The organism is Luteolibacter sp. Populi (assembly GCF_040801775.1).
Taxonomy (GTDB): domain Bacteria; phylum Verrucomicrobiota; class Verrucomicrobiia; order Verrucomicrobiales; family Akkermansiaceae; genus Haloferula.
Map to the genome: position 1 here is coordinate 161885 of NZ_CP161812.1, position 18780 is coordinate 180664.

Below are 18780 nucleotides of genomic sequence, written 5' to 3' on the forward strand. Positions count from 1 at the left end.
GCCGTGGCACCGCCCGGCAGAGTGGTTCCCGATTGCCTTCCTCCCTTCTCGGTCCGCAGCATCAAGACGGCGGTATCCGTTCAGCCCTCGCGATGTTCTCCGCCATCGGGGTGGCTTCTGCCGGGCGGTGCCACGGCGCTCCCAGTGGGGCTGTCCGTCTTTACTCCACCCGCTGGCTTGCCGTTCTCACCATGTATTGCAGCGCTGGCAGCCCGTCCTTGAGCGCCTGTGGATCGAGCCGCTGGACGTAGATCCAGAAGGACGAGAAGGCCCGCGCCACCGCAGGCCGGATCTCGCGTGGCAGGGGCAGGGGATCACCGGTCCGGGTCTCGATCACCACGCCGTAGCGCTTCTTGATCCGCTTGGTCACCCCGCGCAGGGCGATGAAGCGTTCCACATCCTCCGCGGCTATCGGGTGGCCGAGGATCCGCTTCTGCCAGCCATGCGGCGGCGGCCAGTGCTCGATGCCGATAAGGCGCAGTTGCTGGCGGTTCCAGCCTCCGGCTCCGGATTGTCCACGTCGTAGCAGGTCGTTGGTTACGTTCGTTTGCATCGTGATCGTGAGAGCGAAAGCGATCGATCCGGAGCGCCGCAGGAGATTCTTCCTGATTCCGAGGCATTCTCCGATCCATAAGCCCCCTTACCCCCATGCGGCCTATGATGGCTGCGTGAGGAATAAGAGGGCATCGCCCAGGACCGTATTGACCGCCCGGTCCATCTTTTAAAGGCGGAGTGTAATCCGTCCGTGCTGTTGCAATGGTGCCGGAGCTTGGAACCACCCGGGAGCCGCAGAAAAGGGCCGCCGGTCCGGGCGGTGTAGGACCTGCCCCGGACTCCTGAGAGTTAGCAGAAATCCGGGGATCGGTCAAAGCTGAAGTGTTCGCGTGAGCACTTCGCTCAATGGCCTTCGAGCGGTGTCGAAAGCGGGGCACCCTTCGGGTTGACGACGAAGGCGATGATGACGGTCTTCGCGGTGGGATCCGGATTCTTGGCGAGCATGTGGTGGCTGCCGGCGGGCTCGAAGAAGGTATCGCCGGTCTTCAGCTTGAGCAGGGGGCCGTCCTTCAGTTGGAACTCGAGCTTACCGGTCTCGACATAGCCGGTGACCATGCCCGGGTGCATGTGGGGCGGAGCCGAAGCGCCGGGCCCGAGTTCGATGCGCTTGATGAGGATCTCCTTCTCCGGGAGATCGGGGTGGTCGCGCTTGAAGATCTCGGTGATCTTCACGGGTTCCTCGTCCGCGGCGAGGGAGATGCCGGAGGCGGCGAGGGAGAGGATGGCGAGGGCGATGGTGCGTTTCATGGTGGTTTATTTGGATGTTGTGAACTGGGTGAGCCAGTCGTTGAAGCGGATGCTGCCGATCCGCGGTTTGTCGCCGGGGGTGAGGGATTGGCCGTCGATTGGTTGGCCGAAGTAGCCAACGGCAGGATCCTCGACGACCTCACGGGAATCGCCGGTGGCGCTGAGGTATCGGCGGACCAGAGCTGCCATCCCGATCTTCTCCGGCCCGGCCACCTCGGTGATGCCATTGACGGGTGCCGCGAGGGCGGCATCGGCGACGGCGCTGGCGACGTCTTCCGCCGCGATCGGCTGGAAGAGGGCCGGGGAGACGCGGACGGTCTGTCCCTGGGTGGATCTTTCTGCGATCGCGCCGGTGAATTCGAAGAACTGGGTGGCGCGGAGGATGGAGTAGGGAATGCCCGCGGTGCGGATCAGTTTCTCCTGCGCTAGCTTCGCGCGGAAGTAGGTGTTGCCGGGCAGGCGTTCGAGGCCGACAACCGAGAGCGCGACGTGGTGCTTCACGCCCGCGATTGCCTCGGCGGCGAGGATGTTGCGGCCGGCCGTTTCGAAGAATTCGAGGACCGCCTTCTCCTCGAAGGACGGGGAATTCGCGACATCTACGACGACCTGCGCGCCTGTGATGGCTTCTTTGAGGCCTTCGCCGGTGATGGTGTTCACACCGGTGGAGGGCGAAGCCGCGACAACCTGGTGGCCGAGCGCGCGAAGCTTGTTCACGACCTTGGTGCCGATCAGGCCGGTGCCGCCGATAACGACGATTCTGAAGGGTGGTGTTGGGGAATCCGGGTTCATCGTTGGTAACAACGATTTCGAGGATGGGGGTGTGACATGCGGGCGTGGAAATAATCGCGTCAGCGCCTGGGAGCGCGGAGGCACTGCCCCGCAGAAGCAACCATAGATGGATCGGACACGGCGGGGATGGGATGGATAGCACCGTCGCTTGGATTGCCTGCCTTTTCGTGCCTTAAGCAGCGAGGGACCGTTCTGCGGGCCGGGTGGCTCCGCGCTCCCAGGGGAAGAGCTTCAGGTCAGCGCGACGAGAGCGATGGTCAGGGTGACGGCGGTGAGTCCGAAGCCGACGAGGGTCATCAGCCCGTCCCGCGCCACCAAGGAGATTCCGAAGGCCACCAATGCCGCACCGACCCCGATGCCGCTCAGGGGCACGAACTCCGTCAGCGGGCCAGCTAGGGCGAGGATCAGGCAGGCGGCAGCCACGACGATGTTCGCCTTGCCTCCGGCGAATGCTTCCAAGCGCCGGGTTACGAGCTTGTCGATAAACTTGGCCGGGCGCCGGGTCCATTTGCTCTCGGCGACCTTGCGGATGGTCTTGCTCGAAACCTTGCGCTGCAGCAGCCAGCCCGGCAGCCAGAACCGATCCCGTCCGAACAGCATCTGGCCGGCCACCAGACCGACGAAAAGACCGGTGATCGTGCCGACGCTGGGAATGTCGCTGATCCCCGGAGCCGACATCACGATGCCCGCCATCAGGATCAGCGGGCCGAAGGAGCGGCGGCCGATGGCATCCATCAGGTCGTCGAGCGAGACCTCGTCGCCCTTCTCCGCGGCCTCGCCGAAGCGATCGAGCAGTTCGCCGATGGTCTTGGGCGGCTGATCCTTGCCACGGTTCGCCATGGTGGAAGCTCGCGCTCCTCTAACGGTTTGCAAGTTGCGGATCGCCGTCCGTGCTCCGGGGGGCGTCGTGCGGAATGAACTCGCCGTGCTAAAAATGCAATGGCTGGAGAAGGGAGGCGTCCACGCAGATCCGCGAACTACGGTGAAAATCGTAGTGGTACGTAGGCTGCGAAGAACGGACGCGGCACAACTGCCAACAAATCCATGAATACGATCAACAAGGACAGGGACGATCGGGCCGACGATCGAAATGAAGATCCGATTACCGGCGAGCCCGGAAGCCACCCGGTGGGGGTGGGAGTGGGAACTGCGGGCGGAGCCACGGCGGGTGCCGCCATCGGCGCGCTCGGCGGGCCGGTGGGCGCGGTCGTCGGAGCCGTGGTAGGCGGTATTGCCGGTGCGGCGGCGGGTAAAGCCGGAGCCGAAGCGGTGAACCCCACCGTGGAAGACCAATATTGGCGCGGTAACCATGCGAAGCAGGAATGGGCGGATCCCCAGTACCGCTACGACGACTACGATCCGGCCTACCGGATGGGCTATGAGGGCGGCGGGAACCGGGGTACCAATTGGGAAGAGGCGGAGCCTCATCTCGCCCGGACGTGGGATGAGAAGAAGGGGGCTTCCCGCCTCTCGTGGGAGAAGGCGAAGCACGCCACGCGCGCCGCATGGCACCGCGTGGAGCGACGACTTCCCGGCGACGCGGACGGAGACGGGCGTTGAATCCAGCTTCTGAACTTAATTGTAAGCGGCAGGCCGGAAATCCCGGCCTGCCGCTTTTATATATGGAGGTAACGCTGTTAGAGATCGGCCCGGCTCATGTGTCCGTTGATACCATTGCATTTCAAACGGTGGAGGTTCAAATTGCACGGCCTAACGGCTCCAATCCCTTCCCCGAAGGTGTGTCTGATAACGGCGAAGGCACCGGCGTCCCGTCCTGACCAGGTCCCCCCGGGATGGATGCGAGACGAGACTACCGGTGCGGAAGGACTTTTAGCACGCGCAAAGCCAGCTGTGACGGGGCGCGAGGGTTTCGGAAGTCGGTCGGCGAAGTCGCGAGCGGCGGCGGCCCTAGGGAGGTTTCCGCGGGGAGGAGGAGCCTCCATTGGATGCGGGAGGCAACATGGTATGAACCCTGCGAAAGAGTATGGCGGGTGAATCAAACCCCACTACTACCATGCTCCACTGGTCACTTGTATTCCTCGTTCTCGCCCTCGTGGCGGGAGTCCTCGGCTTCAGCGGCATCGCCGGAGCTTCAGCCAACATCGCGTGGATCCTCTTCGTGGTTTTCCTCGTCGTATGGATTGTCTCGATGGTGATGGGCCGCGGGCGTAAAGTCTGACGCCAATCAATCAGGCGGCCTCGGTGCAGCCCGATGTGCAGGCCGGGCTATCCCGGCCTGCATTTCCATTCACGCAGTTCAATGAGACACCGGCTCCGCTGCGCCCGGTCCTAGCGCTCGGCATCCATCCGGAAGCGCATGGGCCGGCGGAGGGGATTGCGGTCGCGATCGAGCTCGTCGAGGAAGTTGCGGATATCCGCGAGCACGGCGTCGCAGCGGCCGTCCCATTTGTCGGTATTGCAGAGCACTTGCGCGGCTTCCTTCAATCCGCCGAAGCGGATCTCCTCCGCGCCGACGGCGTGGAGTTCATCGAGCTCTTCCTTCACCAAGCGGAAGAAGGCCAGCTCGAAGCCATTGCCCGCTTCCTTGGCGAGGCGGACCAGCGACAGCGGCACCGGCGGAGCCAGTGCTTCAAGCTTCTCGGCAATGGTCTCGCAGCCGATCCGCACCAGCATGTGGCGCACCCGTTCGAAGAGATCGGGCAGGGGCAGCAGGGTTAGCGGGCACTTGGTTTCGAGGTAGTTCTCGATGCCCAAGCGGATTTCGTCGACGAAGGGGAAGTCGTGTCGGTCTGCCGCGCTGGCAGCACGGCGGATGGCCACCGCCAGCCAGGCGGTGTCATAATTCATCACTTGATGACGACCCACCTGGATGGCGGGACGGGAACCGATTAGAGAAATCACGTCGGAGTATTTCGGATCAAGTTAAGGCGGGTGTGGGCGGGGTTACGGGTGGGAACAGCAGGGCAGGTGTGGGAAGGGGTCATTCAGTCTTTGAAGAGGCGGCGCTGCATCGGATCGCGGGAGGGGCGGCGCTCAAGGGCTTGGATCTCGCGGATGAATTCGCCGACGTCTTCGAATTGCCGGTAGACCGAAACGTAGCGCACGTAGGCGACCGGATCGATCTGGTGGAGCTTGTCCATCACCTTGGCACCGATGTTCGAGGACGGGACCTCGGACAAGTGGTCCTGGTGAAGTTCGGTGAGAATTTCTTCCACGGCCCGGTCGAGGCGGTCCATCGACACCGGGCGTTTCTCGCAGGCCTTGATCATGCCGCTGATGATCTTCTCGCGGTGAATCGCCTCGCGGGTGCCATCGCGTTTCACCACGCGGAGTTCGGTCCGCTCGATCTGCTCGTAAGTGGTATAGCGGTAGGTGCAACCCAAGCACTCGCGGCGGCGACGGATGGTGGTGCCGTCCTTCGACATCCGGGAGTCGAGCACCTTGTCCTTGAATGAGCCGCATTGTACGCACCGCATAAACCACAAACGATGCGACAAGCGTGCATACCACCGGTGGCCACGTCAAATTGAAAACTACGCTAGATTTAGTAGGAGGCTGCCGATAGTACGGGTTTCTGGACCTAACTTTTTAAGGAAGCCGCGCACGATACGAGGAACTCGGTGACGGCCTTAAAAAAGAAGGAGGAGTCGCAGAGGGATCGCGGGGAAAGACAGAGTGCCGAGTGATCAGTGATCGGTGGTGAGGAAAAGGCGGGGACAGGAAATCAAGCCGTCGCGCTCCGAAGCGGCTGCGCCGCAAAAGGGGGGGCATCGCTCAGCATCGGGAGCTTCCTCGAAGGGGCTTCAGCAAGCCTGACGGAGAGCCAAAAAAGAAGCTCATGGGCAGTCGCCCATGAGCTTGTTTTGGAAGAGGATGAGGTCTTCGACGAGGGACGAGCCGCCCGTTCCCATGCGGTCACTTCAAATCCGCGGGCTTCACGCCGGGCTTGGATTTGTCGAAGCCGAAGTTCGTCGGTTCGAACTTGCCGACAGGCGCGGTGTCGAGCTTCGCCGGGACTGGCAGGCCGGTGCCCCAGTAGACGCAGTTGGTCACGAAGCGAGCGAGGCCCGGGGAGACGAAATCGGTGGCGGCACCCATGGTGGTGCAGATCACCTTCTGCGTGGCGCCCTTCTCGGACTTGCGCTCGCGGACCCAGGCGACCGGCATCATCGGTTCGTTCTTCTTGCCTTCCAGGACCTTGTCCTCCGGCTTCATGCCGGTGAGGACCGCACCGCGCAGGAGCACCTTCGCATCGTCGGGCAGGGTGGTCACGCCATAGACATCACTCGGGCCCCAGACATTGCTGACGCCGGTGAGCAGGGGATGGCTCTTGTTGGCCTCTTCGATCACGCCGCGCGTGCTTTGCTTGCCGTGGTCGCCGTGGTGGTTGATCCAGGTTTCGCCAAGGACCTTCTTGCCGAAGCCGCCGTTGGAATTGAAGGACCAGGAAGCATAGGCGCTGTCCTTGTTCTTGGTGTAATTGAAGGCATGGGTGGAGGTTCGCATGCCGAGCAAGGGCTTGCCGGCTTCCACGTAGTCCACGATGTGCTTCATGTCCGCGTCGGCGTATTCACGGAAGCGCAGGCCGAGGATCAGGAAGTCGGCGGAGTCGACCGCGGCGGCGTTCGGAACGTTTGTGGACTCCTTGGGATTGATCGTGCCGTTCGCGGGGTCGATGGCGAAGAGCACGGTGCATTTGAAGCCGTGCTTCTCGGCCAGCATCTTGCCGAGCATCGGCAGGGCTTCCTCCGAGCGGTACTCCTCGTCGCCGCTGATCAGGACCACGTGCTTGCCCTTGCCGGGGCCGTTCTTGCCTTCGAAGACCAGCCACGGATCCTCGGCGAAAGCGATGGCAGTGAGGGCGGCAAGCGGGATGAGCGTGCGGAAGAGGGTTTTCATCGGTGATTCGGAATACCGCGCAACCAAGCGGCTTCTTGCCAGGCGCGCAAGGAGTCACCAAAGAAACAAAGAAAAAGCCGAAAAACCAAACCCGTTTCCTGATCAGGGCCAGCTGACCCGTGCCCAGACCGGGAAGTGATCGGAGGGCCGGTCCTCGACCTTGGTGACCCGCTGGATGCCGGTGGCTTCCACTTTGGCCCCCTTCGAGACCAGGATGTGGTCGATCCGCGGCCAAGTGTCCACCAGCGGTCGCCAGAGATGTAGGGTCTGTTGGCTCTTGCCGCCCGGCGGCACGACCACGCGGAAGACATCGGTCAGCGGCTTTTCCAAGGGCTTCGCGGTCGCTCCGGAGAGGCTCACCTGCTTGCCGGTGAAGTAGCCGAAGGCGGGATTTTCGGCCGCGGCATTGAAATCGCCGAGCAGCACGACCGGCTCGTCCTTGAATTGCCGCTGGTCGATGCGTTGTGAAATCAGCAGGGCGCCGCGCTCACGCGAGGCCTGGTTCTGGTGGTCCCAGTGGGTGTTGAAAACGTAGAAGCCCTTTGAGCTGGCGCGGTCGATCAGACGGATCCACGTGACCACGCGGGGGTAGCCATTGCCCCAGGTTTTTGAACCGGGAACCTCCGGCGTATCGGAAAGCCAGAAGGTGCCCTGCTCGGTGACGTCGCGCTCGAAGCGGTCGCGGCGGTAGTAGATCCCGGCATATTCGCCCTGGCGCTTGCCGTCGTCGCGACCGACGCCGTAGAAGGCGTAGTCGGGGAGGGAAGCCCAGAGATCGGCGCACTGGCCGTGGAGGGCCTCCTGCACGCCGAGCACATCCGGATTCATGCCGCGGATCGTCTTCAGCAAGCCGTGGATGCGATTCGGCCAAGCTTTATATCCGGTGAAGTCATCGCCCTCGTACTTGATGTTGAAGGTGGCCAGGGTTAGGTGGAGGGCACCGTCTTCCGCCACCGAGACGGCGCGCGGCGAGTTCTCGCGACGGCAGGCCGTGGCCATGGCAAGGCAGAGGACCGCGGCGGCGGCCCGGAATCCGTGGTGGCTCCTCATTCGGGGATCATCTCGCTGAAGACGCGGATGGCCGCGGCGTTGTCCTCGCGCAAGGATTTCCGCAAGGCTGCCACGCCGTCCCGGCGCTTCACGGCGGTAAGCGCCGCCAGGGCTTCGGCTTGTGCCTCCTTGTCGTTGCGAGGTTCGGCGTTTTTGCGTTCCGTCACCTCGGCAAGATGCCAGCCGAGCTTGGTCCTGACCAGCCCGGGCTTGTTCAACTCAAGGGCGAAGAGGGGCGTGGCGAAGTCCGCGGGGAGGCGTGACTTTGTCATCCAGCCGAGATCGTCGCCGACGGCCTTGCTGCGTTCGTCCTGGCTGAGAGAGGTGGCGAGGGCGGCGAAGTCCTGGCGCTTGGAGAGGAGTTCATCAAGGGCCTTCTGAAGCGCTTCTTTCGCTTCGCCGGCATCGCGTTCCTGGGTGGAGAGGAAGATGTGGCGGGCGCGGATTTGCCCGGGGCGCTCGAGTTCCTTGGCATGGGCGGCGAGCCAGGTGTTGGCCTCTTCTTCCGTGGCCGCGGGGATTTGGCTGGCGATGTATTGTTCCTGCTGAAGGCGCGCGCCGAGTCGCAAGCGCAGTTCTTTGTCGGAGTCGATGCCTTCCGCGGCGAGTTCCTGCATCATCTTGTCCGCGCCGCCGAAGCGGGTGGCGAGCCGGGCAATGGACTCATTGATGCGGGCTTCGGGGATGGCGAGATTTCCTGAGGAGTCCTTGGTGGCGGCGCGGAGCAACTGGTGATCGATCAGCTCTTCCAAGGCGGCGAGGCGTTCCTGTTTCCTTTGCGCGGGCGTCAGGGACCCGAAGGTCTTTCCTGCCAGCCATGCGCGCTCCTTCGCTGCGCGTTCGAGCTGCGGGAGGAAGACGGGGTGACCCTTCACGGTCGCGACGATGCCTTGGGCCTTGGCTTTCCCGATCGACTGCGGGCTGTCCGGCAAGCGCCGCCGGCTCCACTGCCGCAAGGGGCCGGTGAAGACGAAGAGATCGCCGGCGAGGTAGAGCAGGATGGTGCCGCAGAAGAGGAGTCGGAGCTGGCTTGGTTTCAAGATGGGGGTCAGGTGACCGCTGACTACGATGAGGTGGGGCGGCCGTTATCCACAACTTTGCGTGTGCAACACGGTGGCAGCCCCCGACCCTGGTGCCGCCACGGTCAAGGCGGCGGTATCCATTCGACCTCCGCGATGCTGTCGGCCACAGGGACCACTCTGCGGGCCGGGTGGCTCCGCGCTCCCAGGGGGGGCGTCCGTCGGCGGCGGCGGCGGGATTGCTACCTCACCGCAATTCCACTGTCGCGCCGGGGCGGATCAGGGTGGGAATCCGGATCGCGTCCCAATTCGCCAGGCGGATGCAACCGGCGCTGCGGGCGCGGCCGATGGTCTCGGGATCCGAAGTGCCGTGCAGGCCGATGCCCGGCTTGCTGAGGCCGTTCCAGATGATGCCGACCGGACTATTCGGGCCGGGCGGGATGTTGAGGGCCTCGTTGCTGCGCTTGCCGGTTTCGAGCAGCGATTTGTCGAAGCGCCAGACCGGCAGTTCGACGCTGTTGTTGAGCTTCCAGACGCCGAGGTGAATGAACTGCGGCTTGCCGGGAGTGATCGGGAAGGAGGCCACCAGCGCCGCGTTCGGTTTGACCTTGGCCTTTATCAGGATCGGCTTGTCGGAAACCGTTTCATCTTCATCCACCAGCAAGGCCGGCGGCGCACCTTCGAAGATCCGGACCTGGTTTTTCTTGGTGTCCACCACGGCGTGGCGTTCGGACATCTTGGGATCGGCCTCGTAGCGCTTGCCGGTGATGCTTTCGAGCAGGAAGGGCTTCACGTTCGGCACGATCAGGCTGCCGGTGCCGGGCTTCACGCTCCAGGTGTTCTTGGAGCCGTTGATTTCGAGCAAGAATTCGACGTCGGTGTGGAAGCGCTCCGACATGAACTCCGCGACGCTGCGGTAGCTCATCTGCTTCGCATTCGCCTGCTGGGCGCGATTGTGGGTAAGACCGGTGTTGATCCACTTGCCGGCGATCTCGGGGACGGTGGCAGTGGCGAAGGGGTGCGGCACGGCCTTGCGTGCGGCTTCGAGCACCGGGCCGAGGTCGCCGGGCGCGTAGCCGTGGACTTCGTTCCAGGAATCCACCGCTTGCACGGTGAAGCGCCCCGGCTTGCCGTCGATGACGCCGGGGCCGAAGTTCGATTGATCGAGGAAAATCTGGAGCCGCACCGCTTCCTCGCCGGTCGGGAGGTTGGCGATGTCCGGGGCGTCGGTCTTGATGCCGGTCTTCGGCAGCGGCACCTTGACCGTGCCGAGCGGCAGGGGCGTGATCTCCGCGGCAGGCTGCGGCGGGGTCACCGGAGCGGCGGGCACGGCAGGATTGGCTTTGCCTTCCGGAGTGATCTCCGAAGGGTCGACGGGCAAGGCACGCAGGGCCTTCTCTTCGGCAGAAGCAGAAGAGGGGCAAGCGGCGGCGGCGATCAGGGCGAGGGCGAGCGATTTCCGGAACATCTTCGGTAAGTCTGAAGGTCGGGACAGGGGGAGTATTTCAGATTTCTTCCGGATGTCACGTGATGAAGCCTAACGGTTTTTGGAGCGGGCTGGCGGCGTGGAGACGGGGAATAACGAAACGCGGAGGCGCAGAGGCCGCGGAGGAGATCGCGGGGCAAAGGCGGGGTGGACGATTGGTTCCCCTGCGCTTTTCTCCGCGGCCTCTGCGCCTCCGCGTTTCGTTCGCTCCGGGCCCGAAAAACCCGCCAAATTCCGCATTGCCAAACCAAATCCCGCGCCCTAGCTTCCGCGCTCCGACGCCGAAGAGCCCCTTGGTGTAATGGTAACACTACGGATTTTGATTCCGTCTTTCCAGGTTCGAGTCCTGGGGGGGCTGCTCTTCAAAAGCTCCGTCGGGGGTGGGCAATCTTCCAAGGTTGCCAAGAAGAGTAGATCGGCCTAGCGTCCGCCCGGCGACGCCAAATCAAAGAGCCCCTTGGTGTAATGGTAACACTACGGATTCTGATTCCGTCTTTCCAGGTTCGAGTCCTGGGGGGGCTGCTCTTTTGAAGGACGGGACGCGCTGCCGTCATCGAAATGCTCCGCCCTAACTTGGGATCAGAGCAATGGACGCCTGGAGCGAAGTTCGATCCGTCTCATGCGTCTCGATCGCCAGGTCAGGACCGCCGACCAAGCCGCGAGATAGAGGAGCAACACCAGCCAGTGGGGGATGCTGATTATCGTGAAGGTGTAACTTGCTCCGGAGGGAAAAGGCCAAGGTTCGTCCTTGAAGACACCCGGCAGCGGAAACCAGCGTGAGTCGGGTGGGACGAAGCGATGGCGGCCCATGGTGATTTTGCGCGACTCGACTTTCAGATTGCCGGACTGATCGCGAACCACGAAGGCAAGCTGGATCCGGCCGCCGGTGTGGCCGTAGAATTCGCCTACCCCGGGTTCCCAAGGAGGCGAAGGGTGCGGCGGTGGATGAACTTCCCTGATATCCACGTGCCTGCTTGCGCCGGCCATGGCGTGCATCGAATCCACCCAGGACCAGAGGAGGAACATCGCTCCAAACAGGCCGAACCAGAAGAGGAGGGAGCGGTGCAGGGCGAGCTTCACGAGAGGAGGATGGCAGGTCAGGGCAGAAGGAAACCGGCGATGCCAGTCAGCGGTAGAACTTGCAGTTTTCGGCTTCGTTGAGGAGCCTCGGTGCATCGACTCCCTCTGCCCCCCGTGCCATGGAAGCCTTACTCGACGTGATTGATATCCTGCCCCTCGGCGAACTCGTCGGGCTGAAGCCGATGAGCTACGCGACGCGGCTCGGCCTCGCTACCCTGGCTTTTGGCGCGGCGATGAATGCCGACAAGGTGATTGCAAGAGTCATCGGCTTCGTGTGGCTCCTCCTTGCCGGTGCCGGTCTTTTTCTAATCGGAATCACAAAAGGGACCGCCGTGGACCTCGTGCTCGGAGTGGCAGTGCTGGGAGCGGCTGGATATTCCTGGTGGTATACCCGGAGCTGAGACGACGTGGAATCAAGCGCGAGATTGCGCGACCGGTTCCGGGTGACTTCCGGCATGAGACCTCCCGTTCAGCGGATGGAACGGCGACGGAAGCCGAGGATCAGGAATCCCAAGCCACCCAAAAGGACGGAACCCGGTTCGGGAATCACGACGAATTGCCCCACGGTCTCGCCATGGTCCGCCGTCCCGCTCAGGAAGTAACCGGAGATCACGTCGCCGGTGACTCCTGCCGCCGGCAACGAGGAAACGTAGGCGCTCAGATCGATCGTCAGCACGCCGTTGAAAGCACGGGTGCCCGTGGAGAAAACCTGTGAAGCGGCTCCTGGCCCACCGCCGTTGGAAAAGACGCTCAGATCGTTGGCCGAGGTGAAATTTCCGTCGTTGGCCTCGTAGCTGAAGGTCGCCATGCCCGAGTAGACGAAGGTGCTTCCGGTCGGACTCAGATTGCCGAGGCCGAGGGTGCTGGAGGGGATGGAGGCCGGGCTGGCCAAGAAATTACGGATCGTGAATCCGGCGGTTCCGATGTTCAGGCTGGAATTCGTCTGCGAAAAGTTCGGGGTGGAGGTGAAGGTCACCGCCGCGGGATTCGAGATATCGACGACCAAGACCGTCGCGGCCTGAGCGGAGATCGCGGTAAATAAGGAGATGCCGAAGGTAAGGATGGGATGTTGCACAATGGTGTTGTGCATTCCGGTTAACCGAAATGTCAAGAAAGGACACCTGTTGAGGTAGTCCTCGGGTCAACGCCTTCACTCCAGTAGATGCGCCAAGGCCTGCTGATCCACGGCGTGGCGGGTGGCGGTTTCGAGGTCGATGGTGCCCTTGCGGACCATGGTCGCGAGCGAGCGTTCGAGGGTGATCATGCCTTCGTCTCCGCCGGTCAACATGGCGTTGCGGAGATAGTGGTCGTGGCCCTCCCGGATGCCGCTGGCGACGGCGGGAGTGACGATGAGCTTTTCGATCGCCGGGATCATGCTCTTGCTGCGGGTGGGCACCAGGCGTTGCGAGAGGACGGCGCGGAGCGAGGTCGAAAGCTGGACGCGGATGAGTTGCTGCTGGTGACCCGGGAAGACATCGACGATGCGATTGACCGCGGAACTGGCGCTCCCGGAGTGGAGGGTTGCCAAGACAAGGTGCCCGGTTTCGGCGGCGGTGAGGGCGGCGGAGATGGTATCGAGATCACGGAGTTCACCTAACAGGATGACGTCCGGATTTTCGCGCAGGGCGGCGCGCAGGCCGGCGCTGAAGCTTTCGACATCCAATCCGACTTCCCGCTGGTGGATCAGGCACTGGACCTCGCGGTGCTGGAACTCGACGGGATCCTCGATCGTGATGACGTGCCGCGCACGGGTGCGATTGAGGTGATCGATCAGCGCGGCGAGCGTGGTCGATTTTCCCGATCCCGAGGTTCCGGTCACTAGCACGAGGCCACCGGTGAAGGAGACCAGATCGAGCAGGGAATCGGGAAGATTCAGCTCGGCGAGAGAGGGGATGCGCAGGCGGATCGGACGGAGCGCGGCGGCCACCCCATCGAGATGGCGGAAGACATTCACGCGGAAACGACGGCTGCCTTCGGATAACTCCCAGCGCACGGCGAAGTCCGTGCTGCCGGTCTGCTCGAACTCGCGGCGGGTCGCATCATCGGGAAGCAACTGGAGGATCTGCGCGGCATCGGGCGGGCTGGCGTCGATGCGGGAGATGAGGCCTCTCCGGCGCACCCGCGGCGGCTTGCCGGAGGAGAGAAAGATATCGGAAGTCTCCCCCGAGATGGCCTGATCGATCGTGGCGAGCAAGTCCGTTCCGGTCCGGGCAGTTGCGGGCATCACCGGTGAAGCCGCTGCGGGCGGATTCATCTGGGCTGCCACGGCGCTTTCCACCGGATCATCCGCCCTGGCAATCTCGACCGGGTGCGGGGCACCCGAGGCGTGGATCTCGATCCGCCGCTCCTCCCCGGATGGATGAATGTGGTAACCAAACTCGGTCTGGTCCGCTCCTTGGAAGCGGCCTTCCCGGCGGGCGTCGGACGGCTCCTGGCCGGTGATCTCGCCCTCGATCCGCCGCAGCATGTCACCGCGCAGCGCGGGCATCGAAAGCTCGATGGTCTCGCCGGCCTTCAAGAGATACGGAACCGCGTCGGAGACCAGCACCAGCCTCTCGGCCCGCTTCTCCACCATTAATTTCAGAAATGTATCGATGACAGCCATTTTCGAAGAATTGCCGAGATACGATTCTAATGCCACTCGATCCCGGATTTGTCTCTGAGAGCAAGCGCGGGCATCTGTCGACCTGATCCAACAACGGCCAGCATTTCATCTGCTGCCGGGTGGCTCGATGACTACGGCAAACGCTGCCGCAATGGCTCCACTTCTCCTGTTGAAAAGGTTGAAAATTTCCTCATCTCGAATGTCCTCGTAGATGTATCCCTCTTTGCATCGAAGCATTAGATCGGCGACAAAATGCTCAAGACTCCAACCAAATGCTCGCCCCTTGGTTCCTCCCAGGTCGGCGACACTCGGTGAGTAATTCTTTGCTTTAGTGCTGAGTTTTTCATGAACCGTGACAGCTGGGACGACACGGGTTCCAAATTTCAAAGGATGAGAGCAAGCGTCGGAGATTAATGGGACTTCCTGAGTGAACGGTAATATCAATGGATTGTAGAACTGATAAAATACCGGAATCTTGCTCATCTCTCCATATTGCTCGATGGCTTTCATCTGCTCGCTGTGAGCTTCAAGAGCTCCATATTTGCATTCCAAATCGAACTCAAATTTGGTGGCGTGGTAGAGCGGGACTTTGGCGTCCTCGGGATCGCTGAGCCGCCCGAATCCAATCCGATAATCAATTTCCAGATCTTCAATTACTTGCTTCCCTCGGGGGTAGAGACGCTTGGATTGAAGAGTGGCTGCTTTTGATCGAATCGTGGCTCCATTGTAACGGAAATGCATCAAGATTCCGATGTCCCCGATCTCCCATTTGTTGTGGAAATGGCGCATGCCGCCCAAGAAGTGGGTGTCGATTCTAACAGTCCATCCCGATTCGAGTTTTCGCGGGGACGAATGCTCGGATAGATGCTCAATGAATGTGGTGTCAAGAGATGGTTCTGGACACTGGGGAACCAGGGAGAGCTTCCGCGAAATATTTTTCGGACCCAACTAACAACATCCGCCGGGACTGGTGGGGGTTTCATTAGCAGAAAAGCTACCGCCGCGGGCGCGATTGAAAACAACTTTCAGCTCCGGATAATGTCGTTTCGCAAACGAAGGAACATAAGGGGTCTCGTTGGTTGCTCGGATAGGCTGGGGGGGGGAGCCCGCGTCATCGTTGCCCAGGTGGTTCGATAAGCATCAAAAAAGGCGGAGAGTTTCCTCTCCGCCTTTATTGAGAATTAGGGGAGTCGGCTTTACGCCTCCTTGCCGCAGCACTGCTTGTACTTCTTGCCCGAGCCGCAGGGGCAGGGCGCATTGCGGCCCATCTGGTTGATGTCGAAGCTCGGCGGGCGGCGCTTGGGCAGGTTCAGCTTGATCTCGGGGGCATCCGGATCCTCGACGAACATATGCCCGGAACTGCCGGTCTCGGCGATGTTCGAGCGGCTGATCGGCTCAGGCGTCTCGGCGCTCTGGAGTTCCTGCGGCATGCCGTGAAGCTGCTGCAGGATGGCTTCCAGATTGCCGGCGGAGCGGAAGAGGTTCTGAAGCGCCTCGTGCTCGATGTTCGCCATGAGCAGGGAGAACAGTTCGAAGGCCTCGTTCTTGTATTCGACCAGCGGGTCCTTCTGACCTTGGGCGCGCAGGTGCACGCCCTCGCGCAGCGCGTCCATGTTGTAAAGGTGCGCCTGCCACTGGCGGTCGATCGCCGCGAGCATCATGCGCCGCTCTTCCATTTCGAGGATCTCGGGAGGAAGGCCACCGACACGGAGTTGATAGGTCTCCTTGACCCGCTGGATCAGGAAATTCGCGATCTCTTCCGCGGACTTGCTGGTCAGGTCTTCCTGCGAGATGCGGATCGGAAGGGTGGCATTCACCCAGTGCAGCAACTCGTTGTAGTCCGGGTTCGCGTCGTCGCGGTCGGCCAGGAAGCCTTCGACCTTGGCCGGGATCACCTTCTCGATGATCTCGATCACGAGGTCGCGCGGCTCCTCGGTGCTCAGCACCTCGTTGCGGTAGCCATAGACCACCTCGCGCTGCTTGTTCATCACGTCGTCGAACTCCAGCACCCGCTTGCGCCAGGTGTAGTTTCGTTGTTCGACACGCTTCTGGGCGGTCTCCACCGACTTGTTCAGCCAGGCGTGCTCGAGGGCCTCGCCCTCCTGCATGCCGAAGCGCTCCATCATCGAGGTCATGCGATCCGCCGCGGCGAAGTTCCGCATCAGGTCATCCTCGAAGGAGATATAGAATTGGCTCAGGCCCGGGTCGCCCTGGCGGGCGCAGCGGCCGCGGAGCTGGCGGTCCACGCGGCGGGACTCGTAGCGCTCCGTGCCGATCACGAAGAGGCCGCCGAGATCGGCGACGCCCTCGCCCAGCTTGATGTCGGTGCCGCGGCCCGCCATGTTGGTCGAGACCGTCACGCCGCCGCGCTGGCCGGCCTTGGCGATGATCTCGGCTTCCTGCATGTGGAACTTCGCGTTCAGCACCGTGTGCGGGATCTTGCTGCGCTTGAGCATGCGCGCCACCGTTTCGGAGGCATCCACCGAGGCGGTGCCGACGAGGACCGGCTGGCCCTTGGCGTGGGCTTCCTCGATCTTCTTGATCACCGCGTTGTACTTCTCGCGGCGGGTCTTGAAGACCTGGTCGTTGAGATCCTTGCGCTGGTTCGGCCGGTTCGCCGGGATCGGCAGCACGTCGAGCTTGTAGATGTCGGAGAACTCCGCGGCTTCCGTCTCGGCTGTGCCGGTCATGCCGCCCAGCTTTTCGTAGAGGCGGAAGTAGTTCTGGATGGTGATGGTGGCGAAGGTCTGGGTCTCCTTCTCGATCGCCACGCCTTCCTTGGCTTCGACCGCCTGGTGCAGGCCGTCCGACCAGCGGCGTCCGGCCATCTCGCGACCGGTGTTTTCATCGACGATGAGGACCTTGCCTTCCTTCACCACATACTGGACGTCTTTTTCGTAGACGCAGTAGGCCTTCAGGAGCTGGGAGATGTTGTGCATCTTCTCCGCCTGGAGATCGAGCTTCTGCTGGAGCTGCTCCTTGCGCTCGGCGCGCTGCTCGTCGTTGAGCGTGAAGTCCGCCTCGAGCTCGGCGAAGAGGGTGCCGATATCCGGCAGGGTGAAGGAATCCGGATCATCCGGGGACAGGAAGTGGCGGCCCTTCTCCATCAGGTCGGAGTCGTGGCTCTTCTCGTCGATGGTGAAGAACAGCTCTTCCTTGAGTTCGAAGAGTTCCTTCTTCTGCGCGTCCTGATAGAAGGATAGCTCGGTCTTCTCCAGCAGGCGGCGGATATCCGGCTCCTGCATCATGCGCATGAGCTGGCGGTTGCGCGGCTGGCCCAGCTTGACCTTGAAGAGCGCACGGCCGGCCGCCGGCAGGTCGCCTTCTTCGTGGAGCTTCTTGCCCTCGGCCACCAGTTCGTTGCAGAGCGCGGTCTGCTGCCGCACGATCTGCTCCACCGCCGGCTTGTACTTGTCGAACTGGTGGGTCGATACGGACGAAGGACCGGAAATGATCAGCGGCGTGCGGGCCTCGTCGATCAGGATCGAGTCCACTTCGTCGATGACCGCGAAGTAGTGGCCGCGCTGCACCTGCTCGTCGCGGGTGGAGGCCATGCCGTTGTCGCGCAGGTAGTCGAAGCCGAATTCCGAATTGGTGCCGTAGGTGATGTCGCAGGCGTAATGCTGGCGGCGGTCCCAAGGCGGCATCTGGTTCTGGATACAGCCGATGGACAGGCCCAGGAACTTGAACAGCGAGCCCATCCACTCGGAGTCGCGTCGTGCCAGGTAATCGTTCACCGTGATGACGTGCACGCCCATGCCGGTGAGGGCATTCAGGTAGGTTGGCAGGGTCGCGACGAGCGTCTTGCCTTCACCCGTCATCATTTCCGCGATCATCCCGCGGTGAATCGCGATGCCGCCGACGAACTGCACGTCGAAGTGAACCATTTCCCACTGCAAGGGCTGGTCGCAGACGTCGATGGTGCTGCCGCACATCCGCCGCGCGCCGTTCTTCACGACCGCGTAGGCCTCGGGCAGGATTTTTTCGAGATACTTGGCGCGCAGGGGGATGAATTCGCCCTCGACCTCGTGGAAGGCCGCCTTGGCCGCTTCCACGCCGGCGGCCGTAGCCTCGACCTTGGTGGGAAGGCTGGGGAAATCTTCACGCAGGCGGTTGAGACGGCTGGTCATGTAGGCCGCCGCCTCGTCGATCCCGGCCTGCTCCATCCGCTCCAGTTGCGGCTTCGTCGCGACCGTCAGCTCATGGTAGCGCGAGAGTTCGCCCTGCCATTTGGCGGTCATTTCCCGGAGCTTTTCCTCGGGTTCCCGCTGCAGGGCCTCCTCGATTTCCTTGATGCGCTCGATGGTCGGACGGATCCGGCGGATTTCACGCTGGTTCTTCGAGCCGACGATTTTCTGGAGGATCCACTTGATCATGTGTTGGGCAGGTAGGGCACCGGAGTTGCTGCCGGGGCGCAGGCCATACACCCGGAAGCGCAACAGTGCAAGCGGCACTGGCGAGCGGTTTTACCCCGTTTTGTAGCCGGGGTAGGGGATTGGACTACTCTGCCCCCGCTCCGCCCCCGCCAAGGGCTCCGGGACAGGCTGCGGCGCTGTCTCCGGCACCCTCCTCCGGATCGGGCTGGCGGC

The 18780-nt window shown here is 62.5% G+C and carries 18 protein-coding genes and 2 tRNA genes; 5 read left to right on the forward strand and 15 right to left on the reverse strand.

Features of this window, described 5'->3' with window-relative positions; all coding sequences use genetic code 11:
- Positions 1-160: 160 nt before the first annotated feature.
- The 4 genes from ABWK72_RS00565 to ABWK72_RS00580 form a co-directional block, all read right to left on the reverse strand.
- The gene (locus ABWK72_RS00565) at positions 161-553 is read right to left on the reverse strand and encodes a hypothetical protein (RefSeq protein WP_367872829.1); all 393 of its coding nucleotides are present in this window, start codon (positions 551-553) and stop codon (positions 161-163) included.
- 344 nt (positions 554-897) lie between these two features.
- A complete protein-coding gene (locus ABWK72_RS00570) occupies positions 898-1302 on the reverse strand; it encodes a cupin domain-containing protein (RefSeq protein ID WP_367872830.1) in 405 nt (134 codons plus the stop codon).
- Between the two features lie 6 nt (positions 1303-1308).
- Positions 1309-2091 carry an SDR family oxidoreductase gene (locus tag ABWK72_RS00575; RefSeq protein ID WP_367872831.1) on the reverse strand — a complete coding sequence of 261 codons (783 nt, stop codon included), beginning with the start codon at positions 2089-2091 and terminating at the stop codon, positions 1309-1311.
- A 231-nt stretch (positions 2092-2322) separates the two neighbouring features.
- Positions 2323-2931: an exopolysaccharide biosynthesis protein gene (locus ABWK72_RS00580; protein WP_367872832.1), complete on the reverse strand. Its 609-nt coding sequence runs from the start codon at positions 2929-2931 to the stop codon at positions 2323-2325.
- 204 nt (positions 2932-3135) lie between these two features.
- Here ABWK72_RS00580 and ABWK72_RS00585 point away from each other — a divergent pair, with 204 nt between their 5' ends.
- On the forward strand, positions 3136-3651 hold the full coding sequence (locus ABWK72_RS00585) for a hypothetical protein (protein WP_367872833.1): 516 nt from the start codon (positions 3136-3138) through the stop codon (positions 3649-3651).
- A gap of 454 nt (positions 3652-4105) precedes the next feature.
- Positions 4106-4270 carry a DUF1328 domain-containing protein gene (locus tag ABWK72_RS00590; protein WP_367872834.1) on the forward strand — a complete coding sequence of 55 codons (165 nt, stop codon included), beginning with the start codon at positions 4106-4108 and terminating at the stop codon, positions 4268-4270.
- Between the two features lie 110 nt (positions 4271-4380).
- Here ABWK72_RS00590 and ABWK72_RS00595 read toward each other — a convergent pair whose 3' ends face one another.
- The 6 genes from ABWK72_RS00595 to ABWK72_RS00620 all read right to left on the reverse strand — a co-directional run bounded on the left by ABWK72_RS00595 (position 4381) and on the right by ABWK72_RS00620 (position 10488).
- Positions 4381-4899, reverse strand: coding sequence for a hypothetical protein (locus tag ABWK72_RS00595; RefSeq protein WP_367872835.1), 519 nt, complete (start codon positions 4897-4899; stop codon positions 4381-4383).
- A gap of 137 nt (positions 4900-5036) precedes the next feature.
- Positions 5037-5528: a transcriptional regulator NrdR gene (gene nrdR, locus ABWK72_RS00600; protein ID WP_367872837.1), complete on the reverse strand. Its 492-nt coding sequence runs from the start codon at positions 5526-5528 to the stop codon at positions 5037-5039.
- Positions 5529-5967: 439 nt separating this feature from the next.
- Positions 5968-6951, reverse strand: a complete 984-nt coding sequence (locus ABWK72_RS00605; protein WP_367872838.1) for a ThuA domain-containing protein — start codon at positions 6949-6951, stop codon at positions 5968-5970.
- 102 nt (positions 6952-7053) lie between these two features.
- Positions 7054-8001, reverse strand: a complete 948-nt coding sequence (locus ABWK72_RS00610) for an endonuclease/exonuclease/phosphatase family protein (protein ID WP_367872839.1) — start codon at positions 7999-8001, stop codon at positions 7054-7056.
- Positions 7998-9041 (reverse strand): peptidylprolyl isomerase, encoded by a 1044-nt coding sequence (locus ABWK72_RS00615; RefSeq protein ID WP_367872840.1) that lies wholly within the window; start codon positions 9039-9041, stop codon positions 7998-8000. The genes ABWK72_RS00610 and ABWK72_RS00615 overlap by 4 nt, the downstream gene beginning before the upstream one ends.
- A 226-nt stretch (positions 9042-9267) precedes the next feature.
- Entirely contained in the window at positions 9268-10488 is a 1221-nt protein-coding gene (locus ABWK72_RS00620) for a L,D-transpeptidase (protein ID WP_367872841.1), read from the reverse strand.
- A gap of 305 nt (positions 10489-10793) precedes the next feature.
- On the opposite strand from ABWK72_RS00620, the gene ABWK72_RS00625 reads away from it, so the two are divergent.
- Both ABWK72_RS00625 and ABWK72_RS00630 read left to right on the forward strand, forming a co-directional pair.
- Positions 10794-10864 (forward strand) — tRNA-Gln (locus tag ABWK72_RS00625).
- A gap of 93 nt (positions 10865-10957) precedes the next feature.
- A tRNA-Gln gene (locus tag ABWK72_RS00630) sits at positions 10958-11028 on the forward strand.
- A gap of 57 nt (positions 11029-11085) precedes the next feature.
- Here ABWK72_RS00630 and ABWK72_RS00635 read toward each other — a convergent pair.
- A complete protein-coding gene (locus ABWK72_RS00635) occupies positions 11086-11586 on the reverse strand; it encodes a hypothetical protein (RefSeq protein ID WP_367872842.1) in 501 nt (166 codons plus the stop codon).
- Between the two features lie 119 nt (positions 11587-11705).
- On the opposite strand from ABWK72_RS00635, the gene ABWK72_RS00640 reads away from it, so the two are divergent.
- Positions 11706-11987: a hypothetical protein gene (locus ABWK72_RS00640; protein WP_367872843.1), complete on the forward strand. Its 282-nt coding sequence runs from the start codon at positions 11706-11708 to the stop codon at positions 11985-11987.
- A 68-nt stretch (positions 11988-12055) separates the two neighbouring features.
- On the opposite strand, the gene ABWK72_RS00645 is transcribed toward ABWK72_RS00640, so the two are convergent.
- The 4 genes from ABWK72_RS00645 to secA form a co-directional block, all read right to left on the reverse strand.
- Positions 12056-12676: a PEP-CTERM sorting domain-containing protein gene (locus ABWK72_RS00645; protein WP_367872844.1), complete on the reverse strand. Its 621-nt coding sequence runs from the start codon at positions 12674-12676 to the stop codon at positions 12056-12058.
- A 60-nt stretch (positions 12677-12736) separates the two neighbouring features.
- Positions 12737-14191 (reverse strand): type IV pilus twitching motility protein PilT, encoded by a 1455-nt coding sequence (locus tag ABWK72_RS00650; protein ID WP_367872845.1) that lies wholly within the window; start codon positions 14189-14191, stop codon positions 12737-12739.
- A 105-nt stretch (positions 14192-14296) separates the two neighbouring features.
- Positions 14297-14980 carry a hypothetical protein gene (locus ABWK72_RS00655; protein ID WP_367872846.1) on the reverse strand — a complete coding sequence of 228 codons (684 nt, stop codon included), beginning with the start codon at positions 14978-14980 and terminating at the stop codon, positions 14297-14299.
- Between the two features lie 407 nt (positions 14981-15387).
- Positions 15388-18645: a preprotein translocase subunit SecA gene (gene secA, locus ABWK72_RS00660; RefSeq protein ID WP_367872847.1), complete on the reverse strand. Its 3258-nt coding sequence runs from the start codon at positions 18643-18645 to the stop codon at positions 15388-15390.
- Positions 18646-18780: the final 135 nt, after the last annotated feature.

Coding starts and splice junctions, on each gene's coding strand:
- ABWK72_RS00565 (WP_367872829.1), bottom strand. CDS start 553: ATGCAAACGAACGTAACCAACGACCTGCTACGACGTGGACAATCCGGA.
- ABWK72_RS00570 (WP_367872830.1), bottom strand. CDS start 1,302: ATGAAACGCACCATCGCCCTCGCCATCCTCTCCCTCGCCGCCTCCGGC.
- ABWK72_RS00575 (WP_367872831.1), bottom strand. CDS start 2,091: ATGAACCCGGATTCCCCAACACCACCCTTCAGAATCGTCGTTATCGGC.
- ABWK72_RS00580 (WP_367872832.1), bottom strand. CDS start 2,931: ATGGCGAACCGTGGCAAGGATCAGCCGCCCAAGACCATCGGCGAACTG.
- ABWK72_RS00585 (WP_367872833.1), top strand. CDS start 3,136: ATGAATACGATCAACAAGGACAGGGACGATCGGGCCGACGATCGAAAT.
- ABWK72_RS00590 (WP_367872834.1), top strand. CDS start 4,106: ATGCTCCACTGGTCACTTGTATTCCTCGTTCTCGCCCTCGTGGCGGGA.
- ABWK72_RS00595 (WP_367872835.1), bottom strand. CDS start 4,899: ATGAATTATGACACCGCCTGGCTGGCGGTGGCCATCCGCCGTGCTGCC.
- nrdR (WP_367872837.1), bottom strand. CDS start 5,528: ATGCGGTGCGTACAATGCGGCTCATTCAAGGACAAGGTGCTCGACTCC.
- ABWK72_RS00605 (WP_367872838.1), bottom strand. CDS start 6,951: ATGAAAACCCTCTTCCGCACGCTCATCCCGCTTGCCGCCCTCACTGCC.
- ABWK72_RS00610 (WP_367872839.1), bottom strand. CDS start 8,001: ATGAGGAGCCACCACGGATTCCGGGCCGCCGCCGCGGTCCTCTGCCTT.
- ABWK72_RS00620 (WP_367872841.1), bottom strand. CDS start 10,488: ATGTTCCGGAAATCGCTCGCCCTCGCCCTGATCGCCGCCGCCGCTTGC.
- ABWK72_RS00640 (WP_367872843.1), top strand. CDS start 11,706: ATGGAAGCCTTACTCGACGTGATTGATATCCTGCCCCTCGGCGAACTC.
- ABWK72_RS00645 (WP_367872844.1), bottom strand. CDS start 12,676: ATGCACAACACCATTGTGCAACATCCCATCCTTACCTTCGGCATCTCC.
- ABWK72_RS00650 (WP_367872845.1), bottom strand. CDS start 14,191: ATGGCTGTCATCGATACATTTCTGAAATTAATGGTGGAGAAGCGGGCC.
- ABWK72_RS00655 (WP_367872846.1), bottom strand. CDS start 14,980: ATGCGCCATTTCCACAACAAATGGGAGATCGGGGACATCGGAATCTTG.